The sequence below is a fragment of the Pantoea sp. ACRSB genome, assembly GCF_022346905.1.
Classification (GTDB): Bacteria; Pseudomonadota; Gammaproteobacteria; order Enterobacterales; family Enterobacteriaceae; genus Pantoea; species Pantoea piersonii.
Window position 1 is genome coordinate 63,826 of sequence record NZ_JAKRNL010000009.1, and the last position, 24,899, is coordinate 88,724.

General features: G+C 55.3%; 23 protein-coding genes. 7 read left to right on the forward strand and 16 right to left on the reverse strand.

Going from position 1 to position 24,899, the window contains the following annotated elements; genetic code table 11:
* Positions 1 to 10 precede the first annotated feature (10 nt).
* The 3 genes from MHZ89_RS20080 to araD all read right to left on the reverse strand — a co-directional run bounded on the left by MHZ89_RS20080 (position 11) and on the right by araD (position 3,095).
* A complete protein-coding gene (locus tag MHZ89_RS20080) occupies positions 11 to 877 on the reverse strand; it encodes a crotonase/enoyl-CoA hydratase family protein (RefSeq protein ID WP_103795955.1) in 867 nt (288 codons plus the stop codon).
* A 140-nt stretch (positions 878 to 1,017) separates the two neighbouring features.
* Positions 1,018 to 2,001, reverse strand: a complete 984-nt coding sequence (kdgT, locus tag MHZ89_RS20085; RefSeq protein ID WP_311784435.1) for a 2-keto-3-deoxygluconate transporter — start codon at positions 1,999 to 2,001, stop codon at positions 1,018 to 1,020.
* A 392-nt stretch (positions 2,002 to 2,393) separates the two neighbouring features.
* On the reverse strand, positions 2,394 to 3,095 hold the full coding sequence (araD, locus tag MHZ89_RS20090; RefSeq protein ID WP_120454092.1) for an L-ribulose-5-phosphate 4-epimerase: 702 nt from the start codon (positions 3,093 to 3,095) through the stop codon (positions 2,394 to 2,396).
* Positions 3,096 to 3,449: 354 nt separating this feature from the next.
* Here araD and osmB point away from each other — a divergent pair, with 354 nt between their 5' ends.
* Positions 3,450 to 3,665: an osmotically-inducible lipoprotein OsmB gene (osmB, locus tag MHZ89_RS20095; protein WP_033746828.1), complete on the forward strand. Its 216-nt coding sequence runs from the start codon at positions 3,450 to 3,452 to the stop codon at positions 3,663 to 3,665.
* Between the two features lie 82 nt (positions 3,666 to 3,747).
* Here the strand turns inward: osmB and yciH are convergent, their stop codons facing one another.
* The 5 genes from yciH to pgpB form a co-directional block, all read right to left on the reverse strand.
* A complete protein-coding gene (gene yciH / locus MHZ89_RS20100) occupies positions 3,748 to 4,071 on the reverse strand; it encodes a stress response translation initiation inhibitor YciH (protein ID WP_311784436.1) in 324 nt (107 codons plus the stop codon).
* Positions 4,068 to 4,790 carry an orotidine-5'-phosphate decarboxylase gene (gene pyrF, locus MHZ89_RS20105; protein WP_311784437.1) on the reverse strand — a complete coding sequence of 241 codons (723 nt, stop codon included), beginning with the start codon at positions 4,788 to 4,790 and terminating at the stop codon, positions 4,068 to 4,070. The genes yciH and pyrF overlap by 4 nt, the downstream gene beginning before the upstream one ends.
* 199 nt (positions 4,791 to 4,989) lie before the next feature.
* Entirely contained in the window at positions 4,990 to 6,159 is a 1,170-nt protein-coding gene (lapB, locus tag MHZ89_RS20110; protein ID WP_311784438.1) for a lipopolysaccharide assembly protein LapB, read from the reverse strand.
* A 6-nt stretch (positions 6,160 to 6,165) separates the two neighbouring features.
* Positions 6,166 to 6,474 (reverse strand): LapA family protein, encoded by a 309-nt coding sequence (locus tag MHZ89_RS20115; RefSeq protein WP_311784439.1) that lies wholly within the window; start codon positions 6,472 to 6,474, stop codon positions 6,166 to 6,168.
* 128 nt (positions 6,475 to 6,602) lie between these two features.
* Positions 6,603 to 7,367, reverse strand: a complete 765-nt coding sequence (gene pgpB, locus MHZ89_RS20120; protein WP_311784440.1) for a phosphatidylglycerophosphatase B — start codon at positions 7,365 to 7,367, stop codon at positions 6,603 to 6,605.
* A gap of 229 nt (positions 7,368 to 7,596) precedes the next feature.
* Between pgpB and ribA the strand changes: the two genes are divergently transcribed.
* On the forward strand, positions 7,597 to 8,193 hold the full coding sequence (gene ribA / locus MHZ89_RS20125; protein ID WP_311784441.1) for a GTP cyclohydrolase II: 597 nt from the start codon (positions 7,597 to 7,599) through the stop codon (positions 8,191 to 8,193).
* Between the two features lie 193 nt (positions 8,194 to 8,386).
* Here the strand turns inward: ribA and acnA are convergent, their stop codons facing one another.
* The 4 genes from acnA to topA all read right to left on the reverse strand — a co-directional run bounded on the left by acnA (position 8,387) and on the right by topA (position 16,115).
* Complete coding sequence (acnA, locus tag MHZ89_RS20130) at positions 8,387 to 11,068, reverse strand: aconitate hydratase AcnA (RefSeq protein WP_311784442.1); 2,682 nt, start codon at positions 11,066 to 11,068, stop codon at positions 8,387 to 8,389.
* A gap of 623 nt (positions 11,069 to 11,691) precedes the next feature.
* Positions 11,692 to 11,850: a YmiA family putative membrane protein gene (locus MHZ89_RS20135; RefSeq protein WP_120454073.1), complete on the reverse strand. Its 159-nt coding sequence runs from the start codon at positions 11,848 to 11,850 to the stop codon at positions 11,692 to 11,694.
* Between the two features lie 495 nt (positions 11,851 to 12,345).
* Entirely contained in the window at positions 12,346 to 13,320 is a 975-nt protein-coding gene (cysB, locus tag MHZ89_RS20140; protein ID WP_033746805.1) for an HTH-type transcriptional regulator CysB, read from the reverse strand.
* 197 nt (positions 13,321 to 13,517) lie between these two features.
* Positions 13,518 to 16,115 (reverse strand): type I DNA topoisomerase, encoded by a 2,598-nt coding sequence (gene topA, locus MHZ89_RS20145; RefSeq protein WP_311784443.1) that lies wholly within the window; start codon positions 16,113 to 16,115, stop codon positions 13,518 to 13,520.
* Positions 16,116 to 16,486: 371 nt separating this feature from the next.
* On the opposite strand from topA, the gene MHZ89_RS20150 reads away from it, so the two are divergent.
* Positions 16,487 to 16,735 (forward strand): YciN family protein, encoded by a 249-nt coding sequence (locus MHZ89_RS20150; RefSeq protein WP_120454067.1) that lies wholly within the window; start codon positions 16,487 to 16,489, stop codon positions 16,733 to 16,735.
* 49 nt (positions 16,736 to 16,784) lie between these two features.
* Here MHZ89_RS20150 and sohB read toward each other — a convergent pair whose 3' ends face one another.
* The gene (gene sohB, locus MHZ89_RS20155) at positions 16,785 to 17,834 is read right to left on the reverse strand and encodes a protease SohB (protein ID WP_311784444.1); all 1,050 of its coding nucleotides are present in this window, start codon (positions 17,832 to 17,834) and stop codon (positions 16,785 to 16,787) included.
* A gap of 173 nt (positions 17,835 to 18,007) precedes the next feature.
* Between sohB and MHZ89_RS20160 the strand changes: the two genes are divergently transcribed.
* Both MHZ89_RS20160 and cobO read left to right on the forward strand, forming a co-directional pair.
* Positions 18,008 to 18,769, forward strand: a complete 762-nt coding sequence (locus MHZ89_RS20160; RefSeq protein ID WP_311784445.1) for a YciK family oxidoreductase — start codon at positions 18,008 to 18,010, stop codon at positions 18,767 to 18,769.
* Positions 18,769 to 19,359, forward strand: coding sequence for a cob(I)yrinic acid a,c-diamide adenosyltransferase (cobO, locus tag MHZ89_RS20165; RefSeq protein ID WP_311784446.1), 591 nt, complete (start codon positions 18,769 to 18,771; stop codon positions 19,357 to 19,359). The genes MHZ89_RS20160 and cobO overlap by 1 nt, the downstream gene beginning before the upstream one ends.
* Before the next feature lie 31 nt (positions 19,360 to 19,390).
* Here cobO and rluB read toward each other — a convergent pair whose 3' ends face one another.
* Positions 19,391 to 20,272, reverse strand: a complete 882-nt coding sequence (rluB, locus tag MHZ89_RS20170) for a 23S rRNA pseudouridine(2605) synthase RluB (RefSeq protein ID WP_311784447.1) — start codon at positions 20,270 to 20,272, stop codon at positions 19,391 to 19,393.
* 284 nt (positions 20,273 to 20,556) lie between these two features.
* Here rluB and MHZ89_RS20175 point away from each other — a divergent pair, with 284 nt between their 5' ends.
* A complete protein-coding gene (locus MHZ89_RS20175) occupies positions 20,557 to 21,906 on the forward strand; it encodes an MFS transporter (protein ID WP_311784448.1) in 1,350 nt (449 codons plus the stop codon).
* Between the two features lie 631 nt (positions 21,907 to 22,537).
* Positions 22,538 to 23,185 (forward strand): trypsin-like peptidase domain-containing protein, encoded by a 648-nt coding sequence (locus tag MHZ89_RS20180; protein WP_126690435.1) that lies wholly within the window; start codon positions 22,538 to 22,540, stop codon positions 23,183 to 23,185.
* An 8-nt stretch (positions 23,186 to 23,193) separates the two neighbouring features.
* On the opposite strand, the gene MHZ89_RS20185 is transcribed toward MHZ89_RS20180, so the two are convergent.
* Both MHZ89_RS20185 and rnm read right to left on the reverse strand, forming a co-directional pair.
* A complete protein-coding gene (locus MHZ89_RS20185) occupies positions 23,194 to 23,814 on the reverse strand; it encodes an L-threonylcarbamoyladenylate synthase (RefSeq protein ID WP_311784449.1) in 621 nt (206 codons plus the stop codon).
* A gap of 13 nt (positions 23,815 to 23,827) precedes the next feature.
* Positions 23,828 to 24,712, reverse strand: a complete 885-nt coding sequence (gene rnm, locus MHZ89_RS20190; RefSeq protein ID WP_311784450.1) for an RNase RNM — start codon at positions 24,710 to 24,712, stop codon at positions 23,828 to 23,830.
* Between the last annotated feature and the right edge of the window lie 187 nt (positions 24,713 to 24,899).

A 24,899-nucleotide genomic window follows, 5' to 3' on the forward strand; every position in this document is an offset into this window, starting at 1 on the left:
CGTGTTGTTACTAGCCGGCTTTACGCAAGGATGCGCTATGACGGTTCTGTAACTGTACCAGACGTTCCATATAGGCAATGTCTTTGGGTTCCAGCGTAAAGGCATAATCTACCCAGTCTTCAGTGATATCCATCAGCTCGGCGCGCGACAGCTGCAGTACGCGCTGACGCGCTTTCAGCATGGCACGCACGCCGTTCAGCTTCGGCCGCAGCGTATCGATAAAGGTACGCGTGCAGCGATAGCTTTCGCCAGGCTGAAAGACTTTGTCCACCAGACCGCGCGTTTCATACCATTCGGCGCTGTGCGACTCCCCTTCGCAAATCAGCTCTTCTGCCAGCTTCATCCCGGCGCGACGCGCGACTAAGGAGTAGCCGCCCATGCCGGGGAACAGGTTAAAGGCGATTTCCGGAAAGCCGAGCCGCGCGTTGTTTTGCGCCAGGATAAAGTGGTGCGCCAGCGCGGCCTCGAAACCGCCGCCTAGCGCGCTACCCTCTATCATCGCCAGCGTAACCGCGCCCGTGTCAAAGCCGCGCGCCGCCGAGTGGATGCAGTCGACGCAGGCGCGCGCATAAGCGCGCAGCGCCTCGCGGCGGTTGTTACGAATGCACTCGACAAAGAAACGCAGATCGCCGCCCGCATTGAACATCTGCGGCACCAGCGAACCCGTGACCCAGAAATCAATCGGCAGACCGGAACGCTGCGCCGCATAGCTCAGGTTCATGATCTCCTCGATTAATTCGTGGTTAAAACTGGGACGCGGTTGCGCCCGCAGCATCATCCACATGGTACGGCGGCCCTCTTCGTAATACGCGGCAAGCTGGGTGGTCTGTCCCACTTCGGTGAACAGTCGGCAGGTTGGTTGGTTAATTACTGTCATCGTCTCATCCTCTGTTTATTTGATGCGTTAAACGCCACATCAGCGTAATGCAGAGAGAGGCCAGACCAAATGAGAGATTGATTTATAAAGTAAAATCCAGAGATATCCCCGACTTAGAGGTCGGGGATGCTTAAGCAGGGTTACTTGATCGCCGCGCGCTGGCCAACCGCAACGCGAGAACGCTTAACGCGTTTTGAATAAACAGCAGTTATGACTGGCACCAGCACTGAGGTCACAATCACCGAGGTTGCTACCAGCGCAGTTGCGGCTGGCGCAACCGGTTTAAACTGCGGCAGCATTTCTGCTATCAGCACCGGCGTCGCGACCGCCGCGCCTGCCGTACTGGAGGCGGCGATGCCTGCGGTACCGTCGCCGCCGCCAATCAAACGGTCGGCGATAATCAGCGGAATGCCGGTTACGATAATCACCGCCACGCCCAGCAAAATACCCAGTAAGCCGGTCTGCGCGATAACCGTCAGGTCGATGGTGTTACCCAGCGCAAAGGCGAAAAAGGGGATAAGCGTATGCACCGCTTTGCCGAAAAATTCCCGCAGTTCCGGATCCAGATTGCCCAGCGCGAAACCGAACAGGAATGGCAAGACCGCGCCGACAAAGACATGAGGCTCAAAGGAGGCGATGCCTGCGGTACCAAGGATCACCATTGTCATCAGCGGGCCTGACTCAAGCGACATCAGCACAAAGGCGCCCGCTTCTTCCTTGCTGCCGTACTGCTGCATGATCGAGGCATAGAGACCACCGTTTGTCATATCCATCGCCGCGACCAGCGCCAGCGTTGACAGCCCGGCAAGCATCCCGACTTCTACGCCATTTTCCGGCATTACGCGTGAAGCGATAGCCGCCACGATCCAGGCCACCGCGATCTTGGTAATGACCAGCGTGCCGGATTTGCGCAGTACGGTGCCGGTGGCGCTAATCCTGATTGAGGCACCCATACAGAAGAACCAGATGGCGAGGATCGGCACCGTACCGGTCATCAGGCCATTGGTGAATGAGCCAAGATATTTCCCGGCGCCAGGAGAAAGGGTATGACAAAGCGCGCCGAGAAAGAGCGGGATAAGCATCATGCCGCCAGGGATTTTATCGATAGCACGTTTGATATGCATCAGGGATCACCTTTGCTGTCCAGAGGGAGGTGCGTTTTTATGCCCGAAGGCGTGACAGCAAAGTACGTGGGGCGACGGGAGAAAACAGTGATCTCATCCTTAAAATGAAACGCTGTTTTATTTTTTGTGAATATCACGTTTCATTTATTTGATCGACGTCGCCATACCAGCCGCTTCAGGCACAGATAGTGCACATGTCACTGGCTTTGTGTTTTGAGCAGCGCAGGCAGTAACGTCCGCTCGCGCAGAGGCAAAAGCGGCATCCCTGCCCGCCCGGCCTGTTTGCGTTGTCGGTTTGTACTACCTGCTCAGGTGAGATCTGAGTTCTCTGTGAGAAGCAGAGCGCGGCGGATCAGGCGCTTTGCTCTTTATTGAGGAGAGGATGCTGCAGGTTACCCTTTTTGACCATACCAGGCGTTTTCGCCATGCTTACGCAGGTAGTGAAGGTCAAGCAGCGTCTGATTGATCGGCGGCAGGTCGGCGCGCAGCTGCTGGCTGAACAGCCCCATATAGGCAACCTCTTCCAGCACCACCGCGCTATGTACCGCCGCGTGCGCGTCGCGTCCCCAGGCGAAAGGTCCGTGTGAATTGACCAGCACCGCCGGAATCGCGCTCGGCGACAAATCGCGCTGGGCGAAAGTCTCGATGATAACGCCGCCGGTATTCCATTCGTAGTCGTTCTGAATCTCCTCATCACGCATGGCGCGTGTACAGGGGATCTCGCCGTAAAAGTCATCGGCATGGGTCGTTCCCCATGCCGGTATCGGCCGACCAGCCTGCGCCCAGATGGTGGCGTGGCGCGAATGGGTATGAACAATACCGCCGATTTCCGGCCATGCCTGGTAGAGCGCGCGGTGAGTGGCGGTATCAGAGGAAGGCCGCTTGTCTCCTTCTACCACCTCGCCGCTGGCGAGATCCACCACTACCATATCGTCGCGCTTCATGCTTGCGTAGCTGACGCCCGAAGGCTTGATCACCAGCAGCCCCTGCTCGCGATCGACCGCGCTGACGTTGCCCCAGGTAAAGGTGACGAGGTTATAACGCGGCAAGTCCAGGTTCGCTTCCAGTACCTGCTGTTTAAGTTGTTCCAGCATTGTTTTCTCCTGCTCAGATTTATCACTGAATTGTGCAGGGGCTGGCTCAGAAAAGGTTATGGAGCGATCGGCTGGAAAAGCGGCGGAAAACGGCTGATAACGCAAAAATGCGGCGCGAATTAGGAATCTTCCATCTTCGGAAAATTTGCATAAGGCTTAGAATTCCCTCATGCAATGGGCGGATCTGTTTGTCGGTTGCATTTATCTGTCCGAGACAACATTGTCCATAGTGAAAAGGCATATCGGCATCTTCAGGGAAGAAGCGATGGCGTAATACGGGCGGATTTAAGAACAGAGGAAAAAACCACCTATACTGAGTGTGTTGCCTCTGTGAGCACAATCAAGGAGAAGTTTATGACAACAACCATGAAACGTATTACCGCAGCTGTTTTGGCTACCACTTTAGTTGTCGCGCTGAGCGGCTGCTCCAACTGGTCAAAACGCGATCGTAACACCGCCATCGGTGCCGGAGCCGGCGCAATTGGTGGCTCGGTGTTAACACACGGCAGCGCGCTCGGCACTCTCGGCGGCGCAGCAGTGGGCGGTGTCATCGGTCATCAGGTCCATTAATGACCAAAAAGCATTTTTAATAATAAAGGCTACGCAGCGCATCTACAAAACTCTCGGGCTACCTTCGTAGCCCGATTTTGTTTTAACCACCGGCCAGTTTTACCTTCAGGCCCTTCGCTTCCAGCAGTTGCTTAAGCAGATCGCGTTTATCGCCCTGAATTTCAATTACGCCCTCTTTCACTGAGCCGCCGCATCCGCATTTTTTCTTAAGTTCCGCGCCCAGCTTGTTCAGCGCGTCGTCGTCGAGATCGAGTCCGGTAATCAGGCAGACCCCTTTGCCTTTGCGGCCGCTGGTCTGACGCTGAATGCGCACAATGCCGTCACCTTTTGGACGTTCGACTTTTTCTTTTGGCTGCTCGATGCGGCCCGCATCGGTTGAGTAGACCAGAGGATTATCGCGGCTCATGAAGACTCCTTAAGGCTGGTTAAAATGGCGGTCAGCGTAGCGGCCGGATCGGCCGACTGGGTAATGGGACGTCCGATCACCATATAGTCTACCCCTGCCTGTTTCGCCTGTTGCGGCGTCATAATACGGCGCTGATCGCCAGCGTCGCTGCCTGCCGGACGGATACCCGGCGTCACCAGCGTAAAATCCGCGCCGATTGCCGTTTTGAAACGTGCGGCCTCATGCGCTGAACAGACTACGCCGTCGAGGCCGCACTCGCGGGTCAGCTTCGCCAGACGCTCGGCCTGTTCGGCAGGCGATAAGGTGATACCGAGGCCGCGCAGATCCTCTGCATCCATGCTGGTTAATACCGTTACTGCGATCAACAACGGCGCGTCACTGCCGAACGGCACCAGCGCTTCGCGCGCGGCATTCATCATGCGCGCCCCGCCGCTGGCGTGCACGTTGACCATCCAGACGCCAAGATCCGCCGCCGCCGCGACCGCATGCGCGGTGGTATTGGGAATGTCGTGAAATTTGAGGTCGAGAAAGACCTCGAACCCGCGCTGCTGTAGCTCCTTTACCAGCGATGGCCCGAACAGGGTAAACATCTCTTTACCGACTTTTAGCCGACAGCTCTGGGGATCAATCTGGTCGACGAAACGCAATGCGCTGTTGAGATCGTGATAATCGAGCGCCACAAGAATGGGCGAAGCGGTCACGGCTGATGATAAGGGCATGGCATTTCCTCATAGTTAACGGCAGCGGGCGTACAGGACAAACGGCAAGCATTCTACCCGCGCGTTATGTCAGGGACAACGTTTGCGGCTACCTTCCCGCCTGCGTGGCGATAAGTTGCACGGTGCCGACTGGTTGCTCAGTTGTCTTTTAGTATGTTGTAACTATTGAAATACCGATAAACGAACGTCCAACGGCCAGTTACTGGCCGTCGAGTCCGCGAATAGGTTTGACGGAGGACCAGGTGCGGCAGGAAGGACAATGCCAGTAGAGCGCATGCGCGGTAAAACCGCACTTCTGGCAGCGGTAGCGCGGCTTGGTGCGGATCTGCTCGCCGACCATATCGCGCAGCACCATCAGGCTCTCTTTAGCGCGTCCGTCTTCCGCCTCATGCAGGTGAAAGTCCATCAGGCGATGGAAAACGCGCATAGTGGGATGACGCTGCAGCTGACGGTTGATATAGAGCTGCGCGGCGTCCGGCCCTTCCTCTCTTTCCAGAATATCAGACATATAGAGTTCAGCCGCCGCGCCCGTATTCTCGTCCACGCAGCGCTGCAAAAATGCAGCCCAGGCAGCGGGCTGGTTAAGCCGCTGATAACAGGTTTCCAGCATCGGCAGAGTTTCGCTCACCAGCTCTTTATCCTGATCCAGCACGCGCTGCAGATGCTCAATAGCTTTGGCATATTCGCCTTTTTCAATCAGGATGCGTCCCATCATGATCGACACGCGCGCGCTCTGGCGATCGGCGGCTTCGCCTTTTTTCAGCAGCCCCATGGCGCGATCGAGATCGTCGCTGCTCATCGCCTGCAGCGCCAGTTCGCAGTAGAAGTGGGCTATCTCCCCTTTCTGCTTATCCTTGCCGAGCTTGACCAGCCTTTCGGCCACCTCTATCGCCTGATGCCAGTCGCTGGTCGCCTGATGGATAAGCAGCAGCTGTTGCAGCGCGCTAATGCGAAAATCGGTTTCATCGGTCAGCTGCTTGAACATATCTTCGGCGCGATCGTAAAGTCCGGCGGCCATGTAATCGCGGCCCAGCTGCTGGATCGCCAGCAGGCGCTGGTCGTAGTTAAGCGAGGCGCTCTCCATCAGCGACTGGTGAATACGTATCGCGCGATCCACCTCGCCCCGCGAGCGGAACAGATTGCCCAGCGTCAGGTGCGCCTCTACCGTCCCGCTGTCCTCTTTCAGCATATCGAGAAAGAGATCGACCGCTTTATCCTGCTGGTTAGAGAGCAAAAAGTTAACGCCTGCAACATAATCACGCGACAGGCGACTCGCTTCCTGTTGCTTGTCCTGCTGCGCGCTGCGTCGACCCATATACCAGCCGTAAGCCGCAGCGACGGGCAATAACAGAAACAGCAATTCGTGCATGGAGGGCTATTCCCGACCCGCGACGGCGGTCGATGAGGTCGCAGGCTGATTACTTTTATCCAGCTGCGTCTGCATACGTTTGATTTTGCGTTGCGCATGCGCCAGCGAAACGCGGACGCGCAGCCAGAAGAGACCGCAGATGGCCCAGCCCAGCACAAACCCCGCGCCGAACAGCGAGGCCAGCAGCGTAGAGATACGGAATTCGCCCTGCGCCAGCAGATAGTTAAAGGTGATGACCTGGTCGTTATGCGCGCCTAAGGTGACGGAAATAATAAAAATGACCAATACCACTAAAAAAATCAGCAAATATTTCACAGTGCTTCCTGTTGTGAGGTTATCCAGTAGAAGTATGCCAAAAAAGCGGCAACAATGCTGCTCCCTGCAGCGCCAGGCGAATGGCTTTTACGCAAGCGCAATCAATAATATGGGGATAAAGTACGGAATTACAATCCGTTTTCCCTTTGCGCCACGTCCTTTCGCTCTTCCGGCGGTACGGTAAGCGGGCCGCAAAAGCGCTGCGCCAGCCAGGTGGCAAAGGAGACCAGCAGCCAGGAGAGTGCTACCGCCATCGCCAGATCGCCCGGCCAGTGCATGCCCAACAGCAGTCGGCTGGCCATGACCGCGCCCGCCCAGACGCCGATCGCCGCAATGGTGATATAGCGGCGGCGAGGCCAGAGCAGCCCTACCGCCAGCAGCGCCCAGCTGGCAGCAAACAGCGTATGGCCGGAAGGAAAAGCAAAGCCGGTTTCAAAGGCCCAGTGCCGCTTCAGCCAGCCCGGCAGCAACTGATCGCTGGCGAGCAGCTCATCGACGCGCTGGCTGCGCTCTTTGCGCGTCATGCTGTAAAATTCGCGGTCGTCCAGCCCATGATTATGCTCAAGCCAGACCACATAGGGCCGCGGTTCCTGCACCTGATCTTTGATATAAGATTTGGTGTATTGTCCGGTCAGGATGGTGGCGTTCATGATCAGCAGCAGCAGTAGCGCAGGCTTGAGGCGAAAGCGCAAACACCACAGCACCCACAGGCTGAGCACCAGGCTGGTCAGGGTTCCCCAGGGGCGCGTCACGGTTTCTGTCATCCAGTAGAGTACGCGCAGCAGCGCGTCGCTTTGGCCGGGTTGCCAATGCCAGCCGGTCAGCCAGACCGTTGCCGGAATAATCATCAGCAGCAACATGCCTGCCGTGGTGCGACGCAAAATCTGCAGCATCCCTTCTCCTTCAATTTGGCGCCTTTGCGCCGCTGGTGAATAATTTTATCTTAAAAAATAGTAACATAACTTATTGCGCATTGGATAATTGTGCTTTATCGCTACAATCGCTCTGACAAATTACCAGCCCAACTTCTCGTTGTGGCACAATATTGCCAATTTTTTCAGGCCATACTGGCCTGTGCGCTATTTTAGAGTAGCGCATCCTCTGAAGGTTCTGGAGAGTCACATGCAGCTTAAACGGGTGGCGGAAGCCAAACTGCCCACGCCCTGGGGCGATTTCCTCATGGTAGGTTTTGAAGAAGTGGCAACCGGTCACGATCACGTCGCGCTGGTATTCGGCGACATCAGCGATAACACGCCCGTACTGGCGCGCGTTCATTCGGAATGTTTGACCGGTGATGCGCTGTTCAGTTTACGCTGCGATTGTGGTTTTCAACTGGAAGCGGCGCTGAACGCCATTGCCGAAGAGGGTCGCGGCGTGCTGCTTTATCACCGTCAGGAAGGGCGTAATATCGGCCTGCTGAATAAGATCCGCGCCTACGCGCTGCAGGATAAAGGCTATGACACCGTTGAAGCCAACCATCAGCTCGGCTTTGCAGCAGACGAGCGTGATTTCACGCTGTGCGCCGATATGTTCAAACTGCTGGGGGTAAATGAAGTGCGTTTGCTGACCAATAATCCGCGTAAGGTGGAGATCCTCAGCGAAGCGGGCATTAATATCGTCGAGCGCGTGCCGCTGATTGTCGGCCGTAACCCGAAGAACGCGCACTATCTTGATACTAAAGCGGAAAAGATGGGCCACCTGCTGCCTAAATCTGAATAGACGCACGATTTATCGCCTGCAAACGGCTCAAATGTAGAGACGCGGATGGCAGGGTACGAGGAGCAAAGCGTCCTGCGCCAGGGATGGCGCGGGCCGAGCTGGCAGGGATGCCGTTTTTTGCGTCTTTGCGATCGGACCCTGCCATCCGCGTTAGCGCCTTACTGCTATAAGCCGGGTTTCCCCGGCTTTATCGTTAGTTCAGCATATTGCGAATCACATAGTGCAGAATGCCGTCGTTGCGGTAGTAGGTCAGCTCATTACCAGTATCGATACGGCAGTGCGTCTCCAGCGTCTCCTGCGTGCCATTCGGGCGCGTCATCGTCACTTTCACCGTACAGCCCGGCTGCAGCTGCGACAGATTTTCGATGTCGAACACCTCTTCGCCGGTAAGCTGCAGGGTTTTACGCGTCACGCCTGGCGCGAATTCCAGCGGCAGAATGCCCATGCCGATCAGGTTGGAACGGTGGATACGCTCAAAAGATTCCGCTATCACCACGCGAACGCCCTGCAAGCGTGGGCCTTTTGCCGCCCAGTCGCGGCTTGAGCCAGAGCCATACTCTTTACCGGCAATTATCGCCAGCGGCGTCCCCTCTTCCTGATACTTCATCGCCGCATCGTAAATCGCCAGCTGTTCGCCACTCGGAATATGACGGGTATAGCCGCCTTCAACGCCTGGCACCATCTCATTGCGAATACGGATATTGGCGAACGTACCGCGCATCATCACTTCATGGTTGCCGCGTCTTGAACCATAAGAGTTAAAGTCAGCTTTATCGACGCCATGCGACTGAAGATAACGTCCTGCAGGACTATCCGCTTTAATGCTGCCCGCAGGCGAGATATGGTCGGTCGTCACCGAATCGCCCAGCATCGCCAGCACGCGCGCGCCTTTGATATCCTGGACAGGTTTCGGTTCACGCTCCATATCGTCAAAGAACGGCGACAGACGAATATAGGTCGATCCTTCATCCCATTCATAGGTGGCCGCTTCGCTCACCTTGATCTGCTGCCAGTCCTTCGTTCCGTAGAACACCTCGGCATACTCTTTATGGAACATATCACTGGTCACCTGCTGCACCGCCGTGGCGATCTCTTCCGGTGACGGCCAGATATCCTTCAGGAAAACGTCGTTGCCCTGACGATCCTTGCCCAGCGGTTCAGTCTGCAGATTGACTTTCATATTGCCCGCCAGCGCATAGGCAACCACCAGCGGTGGCGACGCCAGCCAGTTGGTTTTCACCAGCGGATGGATACGACCTTCAAAGTTACGGTTGCCGGAGAGTACGGCACCGACGGTAATATCGCCCTCTTTAATAGCAGCTTCTATTTCATCGGGCAGCGGCCCAGAGTTGCCGATACAGGTAGTACAGCCGTAACCGACAAGGTTGAAACCCAGCTTATCGAGGTACGGCGTCAGCTGCGCTACCGCCAGATAATCGGAGACAACTTTCGAACCCGGCGCCAGTGAGGCTTTCACCCAGGGCTGACGCTTCAGGCCGCGCTCTACCGCTTTTTTCGCCAGCAGCCCCGCCGCCATCAGCACGCTCGGGTTGGAGGTGTTGGTACAGGAGGTAATGGCGCTAATAACTACTGCGCCATCTTCGATCTGATGGCTCAGGCCGGTTTTGCTGTCGGTATAGGTAACGGATTTATGCGCCGGCTGGCTATGATTTACCTCAAGCTCGTTGCTGGCGTTGAACGCGGCGGGCACATCGCCAAGAGAGACGCGATCCTGCGGACGTTTGGGGCCGGCAATGCTGGATTCTACGCTCTGCATATCGAGCGCCAGCGAGCTGGTGAAGATCGGCTCGTCGCCAGGATTACGCCACAGCCCCTGCGTTTTCGCATAGGCTTCAACCAGCGCAACCTGCTCGGCATCGCGTCCCGTCAGCGTCAGGTAGCCCAGCGTCACGTCGTCAATCGGGAAGAAGCCGCAGGTGGCGCCATATTCGGGTGCCATATTGGCGATGGTGGCGCGGTCCGCCAGCGGCAAATCGGCCAGACCGTCGCCGTAAAACTCTACAAACTTCCCGACCACGCCATGCTTACGCAGCATCTGGGTGACGGTCAGCACTAAATCGGTCGCGGTAATGCCCGGACGCAGCTTACCGGTCAGCTTAAAGCCGACAACATCTGGGATCAGCATAGAAACCGGCTGGCCCAGCATCGCCGCCTCGGCTTCAATGCCGCCGACGCCCCAGCCCAGTACGCCCAGCGCGTTAATCATTGTGGTATGCGAATCGGTGCCGACCAGCGTATCTGGCCAGGCGAACTGCTTGCCGTCTATCTGCTCATGCCAGACAGATTTACCGAGATATTCCAGGTTAACCTGGTGGCAAATACCGGTTCCCGGCGGCACAACGCGGAATTTATTGAACGCTTTCTGTCCCCAGCGCAAAAACACATAGCGTTCATGGTTGCGCTCCATCTCCAGCTGCACGTTCTCTTCAAAGGCGCTGTCGTCGCCGAAGCGGTCTACGGTGACGGAGTGGTCGATAACCAGATCGACCGGCGACAGCGGATTCACCTTCGCTACATCGCCGCCTAAACATTTCACCGCCTCGCGCATTGCCGCCAGATCCACCACCGCCGGGACGCCGGTAAAATCCTGCATCAGCACGCGCGCAGGACGGTAAGCAATTTCACGGTCGGCATGCCCGGTCTGCTGCCAGCCGACCAGCGCACGAATATCTTCTTCCGTTACGGAATCGCCATCCTGCCAGCGCAGGAGATTCTCCAGCAGCACTTTTAATGATTTGGGAAGGCGGTCGATGTTACCAAGATGTTGGGCGGCGCGGGGTAGACTGAAAATATGATACTGCTGCTTGTCGACCTGCAGCGTGTCCTGACTCTGCTCGCGTAGGGTGTCCGACATAGCTCCTCCTTTTCTTATCGTGATCGCGTTAACCTCAGAGAGAACAAGGTTTATGTTAAAGATAGACTACATTTTCCTTAACGTTTTGATTACAACAAAAAATGCTACATTATTGCGCACGCAAACGAAAACGCCCCGCAGGCTATGCGGGGCGTAAGCGAAAAGAATGAGGGTCAATACTGCTTTCAGGTTATACAGCAATCCATACGGCCGCGGCCCAGAATGCAAATGAGAATGCATAAGCGCTCAGCCAGGACATCTTAATCATATTGATGTTCATACGTCACTCCTCCCGAAAACGGGCGTAAAAAAGTCCTGCTGCCATCATTTATGTGATGACACCCTTTTTATATGCTGAGTGTAAAGAGTGGGCTTTTAATTTGCCCGCCGGAAAACCGGAAAGAAGTATTGCACTGGCGATGCCAGGTAACGCTGACAGCTTATTTGGCTTTCGGGTCCATGAAAGACTCGATGAAGTGACGCTGATTTTCACTCAGTTCCCAGCTATCCGGGATAGTCACTTTGTGTTCCGTCACGCTGCTCTCTTTGCCTTTACAGGCCGGGGCTTTAAGCTGAGGCGCGGATAACGACTGTTTACTGCTGAGTGTGTTCGCCCACATGGTTTAACCCCATATACGCCAGATCATCAATGCCACAACCACCCAGAACAGCGCAGAAGCAGCTATTACGGTTAACCAGGCTTTGCGACGGATATTACCAGAGCGCTCAACCTTGGTGCTTTTTGCCCGGAAGTCGGGTTGTACAGTCAGTCTCGTAGCCATAGTTTCTGATAATCACTCTCAATAAAACGATTGATAACATCGATTAAGATTTAGGACGAATCCTAAACTCATTAAGGCCGAAAATCCAGTTATTTTTATTGAGCACAACGATTAACGCTATTAATCAACGTGGCCATAAAACTTAAGGAATAATGAATCGCGACATATTTCCTTAATTGAATTATTAGATTGCAAATTTGAGTTAAATTGCGATTAGGGCCATTTCAAATTTGAGTTAACTTTAAAGAACCTGATAAAAAGCGCTTTCACATCAGGTCTTAACTGGAGTATGGGAATAATCCTGGCAGCACGCAAAGCGGCAAAGTAAATTTTGTGTACTGTTTCTCATTTAAGTAATGCAAACGGAAAAACATGTGATCGATGTTTCATTTACAAAAAAATAATAACAATTTTCGACATTAAGGTGGCGCTAACGACTACGGACAAAAAAGGCTGCCCAGGGCAGCCTTTAACAAAATTAAACGATACGCGGATTTACTTAAACGGCAGCTTAATATCTTTGAACATCGCTTCAATATCTTCATTGGAGCGTAACGCTACCGCCGCATCGACCACATCGCGCGTAAGATGAGGCGCGAAGCGCTGAATAAAATCATACATATAGCTACGCAGAAAGGTGCTGCGGCGGAAGCCAATTTTCGTGGTGCTGTTGGTGAAAATTTCTGCCGCTTCGATGCGCACCAGGTCAGGATCGGCAATCGGATCCACGGCCATACTGGCGATAACCCCCACCCCCAGGCCTAAGCGAACATAAGTTTTGATTACGTCTGCGTCGGTAGCGGTGAAGACGATACGCGGCGTAAGGCCTGCCCGATTGAATGCAGTATCCAGTTCTGAACGTCCGGTAAAGCCGAAGGTGTAGGTAACCAGAGGGTATTCCGCCAGCTCCTCGATTGAAACCTGCCCCTTGCCCGCCAGCGGATGATCGGGCGTGACAACAATCGCGCGATTCCAGTGGTAGCATGGCAGCATAATCAGGTCGTCGTAAAGATGCAGCGCTTCGGTGGCGATAGCGAAATCCGCATTGCCTTTGGAAACCGCTTCGGCGATTTGCGTCGGCGAGCCCTGATGCATATGCAGTGAGACGCGCGGATAGCGCTCAATAAAGCCTTTGATCACCCCTGGCAGCGCGTAACGCGCCTGCGTATGGGTCGTCGCCACGTAGAGCGAGCCTTTATCCGGCCAGGTATGCTCTCCCGCCACCGACTTTATCGCATCGACCTTAGACAAGACTTCACGGGCGATACGAATGATCTCTTCGCCTGCTGGCGTGACCTGCGTTAAATGTTTGCCGCTGCGCGCAAAGATCTGCACGCCCAGTTCATCCTCCAGCATGCGCACCTGCTTACTGATGCCCGGCTGAGAAGTGTAAAGTCCTTCTGCTGTCGAAGAGACATTAAGGTTGTGGTTAACCACTTCGACGATATAGCGCAACTGCTGCAATTTCATATCTGTTCCATCCCAGTAAGCTACAGAGCGCATCCCCGATTGACGTATTTTCGCCGGATCGGTGAGAAATGAGGCAAAGCACAGGAACATGTCGGAAATGCTATAACCACTATATCATTGTAAAGATAAATGTAGAACGTTTTGATATAAGGCTAAGAAAAAGGCCAGCATGGCTGGCCTTTATGAGGGAAAGGAACTTACTTTTTGGCTTCCTGCCACTTACCGTCGATATAAAACGCCGACCAGCCTGTGGCTTTGCCCTCTTTTTCAGAGGCGACATACTGCTGTTTGGTTTTACGACTAAAGCGAACCATTGTCTTGTTGCCGTCAGGATCGGTCGCTGGCGCGTCAGCCAGGTAGCGCAGTTTTTCCGGCAGACGATCTTTAAAACGCTGCAGCTCTTCCACCAAAGGCGCGCGCGTTTCACGCGATTTGGGGAAAGTGTTCGCCGCCAGGAAGACGCCCGCCGCGCCGTCGCGCAGCACGAAGTAAGCGTCTGATTTCTCGCAGGGCAGCTCAGGCAACGGCACCGGATCTTCTTTCGGCGGCGCGACTTCGCCGTTACGCAGAATTTTGCGTGTGTTCTTACAGTCGTCGTTGGTGCACGCCATGTACTTACCGAAACGGCCCATTTTCAGGTGCATTTCCGAACCGCACTTCTCGCACTCTACCACCGGGCCGTCATAGCCTTTGATCCGGAATTCGCCCTGTTCAATCTCGTATCCGTCGCACTCTGGGTTGTTGCCGCAGACGTGCAGCTTACGCTGCGGATCGATCAGGTAGCTGTCCATCGCGGTACCGCACTTCTGGCAGCGGCGACGCGCGCGCAACGCATTGGTTTCGGCGTCGTCGCCTTCCAGCACGTTGAGCACTTCGTTTTCCGGGATCAAGTTGATGGTCTGCTTGCAACGCTCCTTCGGCGGCAGCGCATAGCCGGAACAGCCAAGGAAAACGCCGGTGCTGGCGGTGCGGATACCCATTTTCCGTCCGCAGGTGGGACAGTCGATAGAGGTGAGCACCATCTGGTTCGGCTGCATGCCGCCCTCTTCTGGATCTTTCTCAGCTTTATCCAGCTGCTGAGTAAAGTCGCTGAAGAAGTTGTCCAGCACGCCTTTCCATTCCGCCTCATTGTTGGCAACCCGATCGAGGCTGTCCTCCATGGTAGCGGTAAAGTCGTAGTTCATCAGATCGCGGAAATTCTCTTCCAGACGATCGGTGACGATTTCGCCCATTTTCTCGGCGTAAAAACGGCGGTTTTCCACCCGCACGTAACCGCGATCCTGAATGGTCGAGATAATGGCGGCGTAGGTAGAAGGACGACCGATGCCACGCTTTTCCAGTTCGCGCACCAGCGAGGCTTCGCTGAAGCGCGCCGGTGGTTTGGTGAAGTGCTGGCTCGGAACCAGCTGCTGCAGATCCAGCGTCTCGCCCGTTTCCACAGGCGGCAGCGTGCGGTCTTCATCATTTTTACGCAGCGCTGGCATCACGCGCGTCCAGCCGTCGAAGCGCAGCGTGCGCCCTTTCGCCTTCAGCTTAAAGCCGGCAGCGGCAACGGTCAGCGTCGTGGAATCATACTGCGCAGGCACCATCTGGCAGGCGACAAACTGACGCCAGATCAGCTGATAGAGCTTCTGCGCGTCCGCTTCCATATCTTTAAGTTTTTCCGCTACGACGTTAACGTCGGAGGGACGGATCGCTTCGTGCGCTTCCTGGGAATTCTCTTTGCTGGCGTAGGTGTTCGCCGTCTCCGGCAGATACTTTTTACCGAAGTTCTTGTCGATATAGCCGCGCGCCATCGCCAGCGCATCCTGACTCAGGTTGGTCGAGTCGGTACGCATATAGGTAATGTGGCCCGCTTCATAAAGCCGCTGCGCCATCATCATGGTTTTCTTGACGCCAAAGCCGAGTCGCGTACTGGCCGCCTGCTGTAGCGTCGAGGTAATAAAAGGTGCGCCAGGTTTGCTGCTGGTCGGTTTATCTTCGCGGTCCACCACTTCATAGCGCGCATTTTCCAGCAGCGCGACGGCAGCCTGCGTCTGTTCGCCGTTGACCGGACGGAACGGGCTGTCGTTCTGGTGCGTCACGGACATCGCCAGCAGATCGCCTTTCGCCGTATGCAGATCGGCGTTCAGCTCCCAGTATTCTTCCGGTACAAACGCTTTGATTTCACGTTCACGCTCAACCACCAGGCGTACGGCGACAGACTGAACGCGACCGGCAGAGAGGCCACGCGCGATTTTCTTCCACAGCAGCGGCGATACCATATAGCCGACGACGCGGTCCATAAAGCGGCGCGCCTGCTGCGCATTAACGCGATCGATATTAAGTTCGCCCGGCGTTTCAAACGCCTGACGAATCGCATTTTTGGTGATTTCGTTAAAGACTACGCGGCTAAAGCGCTTATCGTCGCCGCCGATCACTTCCCGCAGGTGCCAGGCGATGGCTTCCCCTTCGCGGTCAAGGTCGGTTGCGAGGTAAATGTGGTCAGCATTGGCCGCCAGCGCTTTCAGTTCGGAGACGACTTTTTCCTTGCCGGGCAGGATCTGATAGTCAGCTTTCCAGCCGTGGTACGGGTCAACGCCCATTCGACTGACTAGCGCAGCTTTTTCGTCTTTTTTAACCTTTTTGGTTTTTTTATCGCCGGCCCCGTCAGCACTCTTTTTCGCGGTTGAACCACTGGTCGGCAAATCACGGATATGACCGACGCTGGATTTCACCACGTAGTCACTACCGAGGTATTTATTGATTGTTTTGGCCTTTGCCGGGGACTCAACGATGACGAGTGCTTTACCCATATGTACCTTTACCTAATGAAAACGTCCTGATAAACGGGAGAGGATTTGATGCCCTGAAACCCATTGGGTTCAATATTGTTGCGCCTTTTTTGCTTTTCAAGGCTGCGGGGTCAATCTCGGGCCAGCTGGCATATGCTTATGCAAGGGTATGAATAAGAGCGACTTTTTCATCTGACTCAACCACACATCCCGGTGTGATCTCCCTGAAATCTGAATCGCCCACACTCTACCTGATAAAATTCGTTACGCAACTTAATTAGCACTCAGTCGATTTTTGCGCCAGATTTTCGCGCTTTTTGCTGATTTGCCGCGCAGCGGTTTTGGCAAGTAATATAGAAAGGATTTTGTGCATGTCAAAAAGGCGCTATTCAATGCAGAAGAATACTCAGGCCATTTCACGCCAGGCGCTACTGGAAAAAGCCAATGCGCTCATTCGGGAGCATGACGATTATTTCGCCGGGCTTGAAGCAGACGACGTAATCCAGCAAGGAGACGTTCTGGTTTTCCGCGGCCCCTTTTTCCTCGATGACGAGGGGCTGCCGACGGCGAAGACCACGGCGGTGTTTAACGTGTTTAAATATCTGGCGCTGACGCTCTCGTCACGCTACCACCTGGCATAAAAAACCCGGCGGATGCCGGGTTCGTTTATCGCGAGTGTGCAGACGCTCTTTACAGCAGCGGCTTTTCGCCGCGCTGCCACCACTTCATCAGCAGGCGCTCCGCTACCGAGCCAGCGCTGTGAGTCACGCGGTCGATCATTTTGCGGCGGCGCGCATAGTGCACGCCCAGCACGTTAAAGAGATCCATCTGGCTGATGATCAGCTCGTCGCTGGTGCTGATATCGTCAATAAGCTTTAAGTCGAGCGCCTGTCGGCCATACCAGTGCTCGCCTGTCGCCACTTTGTCGATATCCAGCGTTGGGCGCATCTGGTGCACGAACTCTTTGAACAGCACATGCGTTTCGTTGAGATCTTCCTGAAACTTCTCACGGCCTTCGTCGGTGTTTTCACCGAACAGCGTCAGGGTGCGTTTGTACTGCCCTGCGGTATGCAGTTCGACATCAATGTCGTTACGCTTGAGCAGACGATTGAAGTTAGGGATTTGCGCCACGACGCCGATAGAGCCGAGAATGGCGAAGGGCGCGGCCACGATGCGATCCGCCACGCAGGCCATCATATAGCCGCCGCTGGCGGCCACTTTGTCGACCGCCGCCGTCAGGCGCAGGCCGCGATCGCGCAGGCGCTGCAGCTGCGACGCCGCCAGGCCGTAGCCATGCACTACGCCGCCTGGGCTTTCCAGCCGCAGCAGTACCTCATCGCCCTTTTCCGCTACCGCCAGTACGGCGGAAACCTCTTCGCGCAGCGCCGTCACTTCGCTGGCGTCCATGCTGCCCTTAAAATCGATGACGTAAAGCGTCGGTTTCTGATGTTCAGCAACGCCTTGCTTCGCGGCGCGCTTCTCCGCTTTCGCCTTCTGCTTTTCCGCTTTTTTATGCTGCTTCAGCCACACTTTCTGTACATGCGGCTTCATTTTAGCCAGCTGCAGTTCTTCCTTCATTTGCTGATAATCATCGCCCAGATGCGTCAGCCGGAGCTGCCCGGCCGCCTGGCCGCGCTTGCGCAGCGCCGCGTTCACAATAATCGCCACGACGGCGCCGACGGCTACAACAACCGTCACCGCTTTGGCCAGAAATAATCCATAACTGGAGAGTAAATCCATTCTGCCGCCTTATTAAACAGAGAATTAGCACTAATCAGAGAGTTTAACGGGTTTAGCGCCGCGCGTCGCCTGAAATGCCAGCGCCCGGCACAGAAAGCGCCTGTGGATGATTGCACCCTCCGGCGAATTAAGGCATAAAGCCAAAAACCCGTTTAGCGCTCAAGGAAATCGCCGTGCACTATCAACCGAAAAGCGACCTGCTGCAAAACCGCATCATTCTTGTCACCGGCGCCTCAGACGGCATCGGCCGCGAAGCCGCCATTACCTATGCGCGCTACGGCGCGGAAGTCATTCTGCTTGGCCGCAATACAGAGCGTCTGGAGCAGACCCAGCAGGCGATCGGCCAGCTGGGCCTGCGTCCGGCGCACTGCGTGGTGTTCGATCTGGCGCAGGCGACCCCGGATACCTGTCGGCAGCTGGCTGACCGGCTGGCGCAGCAGTTTCCACGCCTCGATGGCGTGCTGCACAACGCCGGCATTCTGGGCGAAATCGTGCCGCTGGCCGAGCTGGATCCGCAAATCTGGCAAGATGTGATGAAAATCAATCTTGATGCCACCTTTTTCCTGACGCAGGCCTTACTGCCGCTGCTGCTGAAATCGAGTGCCGGTTCGCTGGTGTTCACTACCTCCAGCGTGGGACGTACCGGTCGCGCGGGCTGGGGCGCCTATGCCGTTTCCAAGTTCGCCACCGAAGGGATGATGCAGGTGCTGGCGGATGAGTATAAAAACCAGTCGCTGCGCGTTAACTGCATCAATCCTGGCGGCACGCGCACCAAAATGCGCGCCTCGGCCTTCCCGCAGGAGGATGCCGGTAAGCTGAAAACGCCAGCCGACCTGATGCCGCTCTACCTTTATGTTATGGGCGACGACAGCCGCCGTAAAACAGGCGTCAGCTTCGACGCGCAGCCCGGCCGCAAACCTGGAGCCGCAGAGTAATGAGCGACGATCGCCACCAGCAGCGCCAGCAGCGGCTGAAAGAGCAGGTTGATGCGCGCATCGCCGCGGCAACGGAGACGCGCGGCATCCTGATGGTCTTTACCGGCAATGGTAAAGGCAAAACCACCGCCGCCTTCGGCACCGCGCTGCGCGCCGTCGGGCATGATAAAAAGGTGGGCGTGATCCAGTTTATCAAAGGTGAATGGCCTAACGGCGAACGCAACCTGCTGTCGCAGCACGGGGTGGAATTTCAGGTCATGTCTACCGGCTTTACCTGGGAGACGCAAAATCGTGAGACCGATACGGCCGCCTGCCTTGCGGTCTGGCAGCACGCCAGGCGGATGCTGGCGGACGAGCGTCTGGATCTGGTGCTGCTGGATGAGATCACCTATATGGTGAGCATGGACTACTTACCGCTGGAGGAGCTGGAGCGCGCGCTCCGTGAGCGTCCGGCGCATCAGAGCGTTATCCTGACTGGACGCGGCTGCCATCGCGCGCTGATGGAGATGGCAGACACCGTAACTGAAATGCGGCCGGTTAAGCACGCCTTCGATGCGGGTATTCAGGCACAGCAAGGCATCGACTGGTAAAAAAAACGCAGCCCGAGAGCTGCGTTTTTTATTAGCCGCGTTTGCTGCCGCCGCCGCTGCTGCGTCGGCCGCTGCCGCTGACCTGCGTGTGGCGCTTGACCGCACGACGAATTTGATTCGCCTTGGTGCGACGGCGATCTTTCTCAACCGCCAGCTTGGTGACCGTCTCGTCATCCATGCCAACCAGCGAGCGCAGGTAGTTAACCGCCGCCAGATCCATTTCCATCCAGCCGCCGCGCGGTAAACCTTTTGGCAGATGGATATCGCCATAGCGCACGCGCATCAGGCGGCTGACCTGCACGCCGACCGCTTCCCACAGGCGACGCACTTCACGGTTGCGCCCTTCTGTCAGGGTGACGTTATACCACTGGTTCACCCCTTCGCCGCCGGCAAAGCGCAGCGTTTTAAAGGCTGCCGGGCCATCTTCCAGCTGTACGCCTTTGCTCAGCTGACGAATTTTATCATCGTCCACCTGACCAAACACGCGTACGGCATATTCACGCTCGACTTCACGGCTTGGATGCATCAGGCGGTTAGCCAGTTCTCCATCGGTGGTGAACAGCAGCAGGCCGCAGGTATTAACGTCCAGACGCCCTACCGCGATCCAGCGGGAGCCGCGCAGGCGCGGCAGGCGATCGAATACCGTTGGACGGCCTTCCGGATCGCTTCGGGTGCAGAGTTCGCCCTCAGGCTTGTAATAGGCAAGCACGCGGCATACTTCCGTCGCCGACTCGGCGATAGAGACCAGATGGCCGTCGATGCGGATTTTCAGGGATTTATCGTTTTCAATGCGGTCGCCCAGCGTGGCGAGTTTGCCGTCGATACTGACGCGACCAGCGGCGATTTTTGCTTCGATTTCACGACGGGAACCGTGGCCTGCACGTGCCAGGACTTTCTGTAACTTTTCGCTCATAGCGGCCTCACTGTCGCCTTCCCAGGCGTCATTTGGGTTAAACTTCTTTAAAATCAATAACTTAAGTTATGATGTTCCGCCCATTATACCTTTAATTTACTGATTTGTAACCTGCTTTATCAGAATAGCAGGCAGGGCGTTTCAGGCTGATACAGGTGACAATGATGGCGTACGCGGCGCCTCTCCTTCTCGTCTCCCCTCTGTTTAACATCTGTGATCATCTTCGCAACAGACGCCTTTGCAGACTTGTATGGTAGGCAAGCCTCTGACAACGGGAGATCCCCATGACCTCTGTATCCACGCCATCCGCTAATGCAACCGCCGAAACCGCTGACAACCAGCGCATCATACGCCGGGTTGCCAGCGCATCCGCTATCGGTACCGCAGCGGAATATTATGACTTTTTCGCCTATGGAACCGCCGCAGTACTCTTCTTCGGGCACCTTTTCTTCCCCAGCGATAATCCGCTGGTCAGTACGCTGGCCGCCTTCGCCACTTACGCCGTCGGCTTTCTGGCGCGTCCGGTTGGCGGGATTATTTTCGGCCATATCGGCGATAAGGTGGGACGTAAAAAAGCGCTGGTCGCCACTATCCTGATTGTCGGCCTGGGCACCTTTTGCATCGGTTTGTTGCCGACCTATGCCACCCTCGGTATCTGGGCGCCGGTCTCCTTAATCGTTATCCGGCTCTTGCAGGGATTCGGCGTCGGCGGCGAGCAGGCTGGCGCAGTATTGATGACGGCGGAGTATGCCCAGCCCGCGCGGCGAGGTTACTTCGCCAGCTGGGTACAGACGGGCGCGCCGGCCGGCTTTCTGCTGCCGCTGGCGCTGTTCGCCCTTCTGAATGCGTTCCTGACCGCAGATCAAATGATGAGCTGGGGCTGGCGCGTCCCTTTTTTGCTGAGCGCCCTGCTGGTCATCGTTGGTCTGTTTATCCGACTGCGAATTGATGAGTCGCCGGTTTTCGCAGAGATCCGCGCCACCAAAGCCACAGAATCGCGCCCGCTGAAAGAGGTGATTCAGGCTTATCCTGGGCTGGTGATCAACGGCGTAGCGGCGAAGCTGATTGAAGCCTGCGCTTTTGCTCTGTTCACCGTGATTATTCTGGCCTGGGCTAAAGCTAATCAGCTCGACAGTAATATCCTGATGGAGAGCATGATTGTCGCTGTGATTCTGGAAATCTTCGCTATCCCGCTGATGGGTGCGCTTTCTGACCGCATCGGCCGCAAACCAGTCTACCTGCTGGGCGCGCTGCTGATTGTGCTGTCGATCGTGCCCTTTTTCCTCGCGCTGCAGCAAAACAGCTACTGGCTGACCCAGATTGCCATGATCGTGGCGCTGACGCTCGGTCACAGTATGTGTTACGCGCCTCAGGCCTCCTGGTTTCCGGAGCTGTTTCCGACTCATATACGCTGCAGCGGCATTGCCGTGATCTGGCAAATTGGCTCGTTAATCGGCAGCGGTCTTCTCGGTCTGGCCGCGGTAAAAATTTTGCAGGTCACGAATGGTCACTGGTATGGCCTGGCGATCTATGTCGGCGTGCTTGGTGTTATTTCTCTGGTGGGGCTGTTCCGTTTACCCGAGACCGCGCCAGGGCGCCGCGGCGAGGAGTATCACCGCTGGCGGCAACGTTAACCCTCTTCTTTTCTCCCTGTTGCCGTCTTCGCGGACGGCAATCATTAATTCGTCACCTTCAGGCTTTCACCGTGGCCTGGTAAACAACTCTCTGAAGCAAATATGCTTTTTCGCCTAACAGGATCTGTTTTCAATGGCTAATGTATCCAGCGAACAGAATATTCATCAGATAAATTAAACAGTTAAAAACAGATTAAGCTTAACTGGCTTTTTCATTGTTTTTTTCAACTGGCAGCGCGCAAAGTGGCAGATGGTTATTCTGTATTTTGAGGATAAATCGCAATATTCATATGGATATTGCACTTTATTGCCGCTCTTAAAACCATAGATTGAATTAGCACCCTATTTCTCTGCATTTCTTTTTAGGATTAATCTTAAGAGATTGTCTGACGGTAATTTATAAGTACAATCAGAGCCAGAAACGCAAAAAATAACTTTCGCATTATTAATCTTAAGCTGTTATCTGACCGGAAGTTATTAACAAGCATTTAACTAATTTTTGCAGTTTCTTTAAAAATAAACCGGCGCTACCGGAAATGCAGCGTTAATACGGCTCAATGATGAGTCTGAAATTGCATGTCAAAAGCCTTCACCAGGGATTTTCCGACATGCCAACATAAAGATAATCACCATGAGAAAACTGTTCTTATGGCCGGCGTTCGCTGCGCTGGCTCTGAGCGGTTGCTCTGTGGGCCATACCGAATACAGCCGTACGGCAATGCAGCATGTGGACATGAGTTTCACCGGCATTCCTACGATTCTCGGGCTTGGCACGCTAGGCAGCAGCATTCCCATTACGCCTGAATACAGCCTGACGGCAGCGCACGTGGCGAAATTCGCCGTACAGCGCGTAAAGGCTTACCACCCTTATTGCGATCTGGCGATCATTTACCACAAAAACGACGCGACGACGCTGGCTAAATTCCGCAGCAGCGATATCGGCGACCCGGTAAAAATGTACGGTTATAGTTTTATATCCGCTATGCCGGTTGAATCTTCGGGCACTAATTTAGCGCGCACCGCTATCCGTAACAGCTGGAATAAAAAACCCTGTATGGCGATGGCGTCAAATGCGGGCGTGGTAAAAGGGATGTCGGGCGGCGCGGTTTATAATGCGGATAATACGCTGGGCGGGGTTATTGTCGGTTTCAGCGACGAGATAAAAAGCAACCGCAGCGGCAAAATCGTTTTAAAAGATGTGTCGCTCTATATTCCCTATTCAGATTTTCAAAACTGGCTGAAGCAGAATATTGGTCAGGCGGCGCAAAGCGGCACCTGACCAGGCTGTTACAGGAAAGGCCGGATATCGCCTGAACCTTCGCGCGCTATCACGGGTGCATCGCTGGTGAGATCGACAACCGTTGTCGGCTGCTGTCCCAGCGTGCCCCCGTCAATAATCAAATCAACCAGCTTGCCGATGCTGTGCTGGATCTCTTCCGGATCCGATTCAGTAAAATCGTTGCCCGGCAGGATCAGCGAGGTCGACATCATTGGCTCGTTAAGCGCCTCCAGCAGTGCCAGCGCAATCGGGTTGGACGGCACGCGCAGGCCGATAGTTTTCCGCTTGTCATTCATCAGACGACGCGGCACCACTTTGGTCGCCTTCAGAATAAAGGTATAGCTGCCCGGCGTATTATTTTTCAGCAGGCGAAAGGCGCTGTTATCAACCTGCGAATAGTTGGAGATTTCCGACAGATCGCGGCACATCAACGTGAAGTTATGGTTGCCGTCCAGCTGACGAATGCGGCAAATGCGCTCCAGCGCATTTTTCTCTTCCAGCCGGCAGCCCAGCGCATAGCCGGAATCGGTGGGATAGACGATGACGCCACCCTTATTGAGATAGTCGACGGCCTGAGAAACCAGACGCGGCTGCGGGTTTTCCGGGTGAATGTGAAAAAGTTGACTCATAAAAAACCTCTTATCACCTGTCCGCGTCAGAGCCTGCCGGCACCAGCGCCGGGAATCGCTCCCATACTGGCTCAACGCCGGCCGGAAGCCAGAGTTTGCGGCCCAGCTCAATCCACGGGCAGGGTTGATGAAAATCGGAACCTTGCGACGCAGCCAGATCGTAATCACGGGCGTATTGCGCCAGCTGCGTTCGTTCATTTGGCGCCTGCTGACACTGCGCCACTTCCATGGCGTCACCGCCCGCTTCGCGAAAATGCGCGATCAGACGCTTCAGCCATTTTGCCGACAAACCGTAGCGGCCAGGGTGCGCCAGCACCGCACAGCCGCCAGAATGGTGAATAGCATCAATAGCTTGTTTAATTGTACACCATTGCGGCGGAACATAGCCGGTTTTGCCGCGCGCCAGGTAGCTTTTGAAAACCTGCGCTATCGTGTCGGCTTTTCCCTGCTCAATGAGAAAACGGGCAAAGTGGCCGCGCGTAATTACCCCGCCATCGGCCAGTCGGGCTGCGCCAGCCAGCGCGTCAGGAATACGCGCCTTTTCCAGCCGTTCAGCAATCTGCTCCGCCCGTTCCTGACGGCAGCGGGCTTGCTCCGCCAGAAAAGCAGTCATTGCCGGGTGGCTAATATTGATGTTCAGCCCGACAATATGAATTTCATGATTTTCCCACAGCGTCGAGGCTTCTACCCCCGACAGCACCTTTAGCGGCAGCGACTGCTCAGCGACGGCGCGCTGCGCTGCTGCAACGCCAGCTACGCTGTCATGGTCGGTAATGGCCAGCACGCCGACGCGCATAGTAACGGCGCGCTGCACCAGCGCTTCCGGCGTCAGCAGCCCATCGGAAGCACGCGTATGGCTGTGTAAATCGTAAAGAGGGAAACGGGCAATATCGTTCAAATGGCACTCCTGCTGCACGTTGAAGCGGCCAGCATGATAACGATTTTATGCTCAGGTGAAAAAGCGTATTGACTTTTATGCGCTGAACCCGTTAACTAGTACACAAGTTCACAACTAAACGGGTCTTTTCTCATGGCGACGATTTTTATGCTTTCTGCAGGCTGGTGGCGCGATGTTTCCCATAACG

Coding starts and splice junctions, on each gene's coding strand:
- MHZ89_RS20080 (WP_103795955.1), bottom strand. CDS start 877: ATGACAGTAATTAACCAACCAACCTGCCGACTGTTCACCGAAGTGGGA.
- kdgT (WP_311784435.1), bottom strand. CDS start 2,001: ATGCATATCAAACGTGCTATCGATAAAATCCCTGGCGGCATGATGCTT.
- araD (WP_120454092.1), bottom strand. CDS start 3,095: ATGCTGGAACAACTTAAACAGCAGGTACTGGAAGCGAACCTGGACTTG.
- osmB (WP_033746828.1), top strand. CDS start 3,450: ATGACAACAACCATGAAACGTATTACCGCAGCTGTTTTGGCTACCACT.
- yciH (WP_311784436.1), bottom strand. CDS start 4,071: ATGAGCCGCGATAATCCTCTGGTCTACTCAACCGATGCGGGCCGCATC.
- pyrF (WP_311784437.1), bottom strand. CDS start 4,790: ATGCCCTTATCATCAGCCGTGACCGCTTCGCCCATTCTTGTGGCGCTC.
- lapB (WP_311784438.1), bottom strand. CDS start 6,159: ATGCACGAATTGCTGTTTCTGTTATTGCCCGTCGCTGCGGCTTACGGC.
- pgpB (WP_311784440.1), bottom strand. CDS start 7,367: ATGCTGCAGATTTTGCGTCGCACCACGGCAGGCATGTTGCTGCTGATG.
- ribA (WP_311784441.1), top strand. CDS start 7,597: ATGCAGCTTAAACGGGTGGCGGAAGCCAAACTGCCCACGCCCTGGGGC.
- acnA (WP_311784442.1), bottom strand. CDS start 11,068: ATGTCGGACACCCTACGCGAGCAGAGTCAGGACACGCTGCAGGTCGAC.
- MHZ89_RS20135 (WP_120454073.1), bottom strand. CDS start 11,850: ATGGCTACGAGACTGACTGTACAACCCGACTTCCGGGCAAAAAGCACC.
- cysB (WP_033746805.1), bottom strand. CDS start 13,320: ATGAAATTGCAGCAGTTGCGCTATATCGTCGAAGTGGTTAACCACAAC.
- topA (WP_311784443.1), bottom strand. CDS start 16,115: ATGGGTAAAGCACTCGTCATCGTTGAGTCCCCGGCAAAGGCCAAAACA.
- MHZ89_RS20150 (WP_120454067.1), top strand. CDS start 16,487: ATGCAGAAGAATACTCAGGCCATTTCACGCCAGGCGCTACTGGAAAAA.
- sohB (WP_311784444.1), bottom strand. CDS start 17,834: ATGGATTTACTCTCCAGTTATGGATTATTTCTGGCCAAAGCGGTGACG.
- cobO (WP_311784446.1), top strand. CDS start 18,769: ATGAGCGACGATCGCCACCAGCAGCGCCAGCAGCGGCTGAAAGAGCAG.
- rluB (WP_311784447.1), bottom strand. CDS start 20,272: ATGAGCGAAAAGTTACAGAAAGTCCTGGCACGTGCAGGCCACGGTTCC.
- MHZ89_RS20175 (WP_311784448.1), top strand. CDS start 20,557: ATGACCTCTGTATCCACGCCATCCGCTAATGCAACCGCCGAAACCGCT.
- MHZ89_RS20180 (WP_126690435.1), top strand. CDS start 22,538: ATGAGAAAACTGTTCTTATGGCCGGCGTTCGCTGCGCTGGCTCTGAGC.
- MHZ89_RS20185 (WP_311784449.1), bottom strand. CDS start 23,814: ATGAGTCAACTTTTTCACATTCACCCGGAAAACCCGCAGCCGCGTCTG.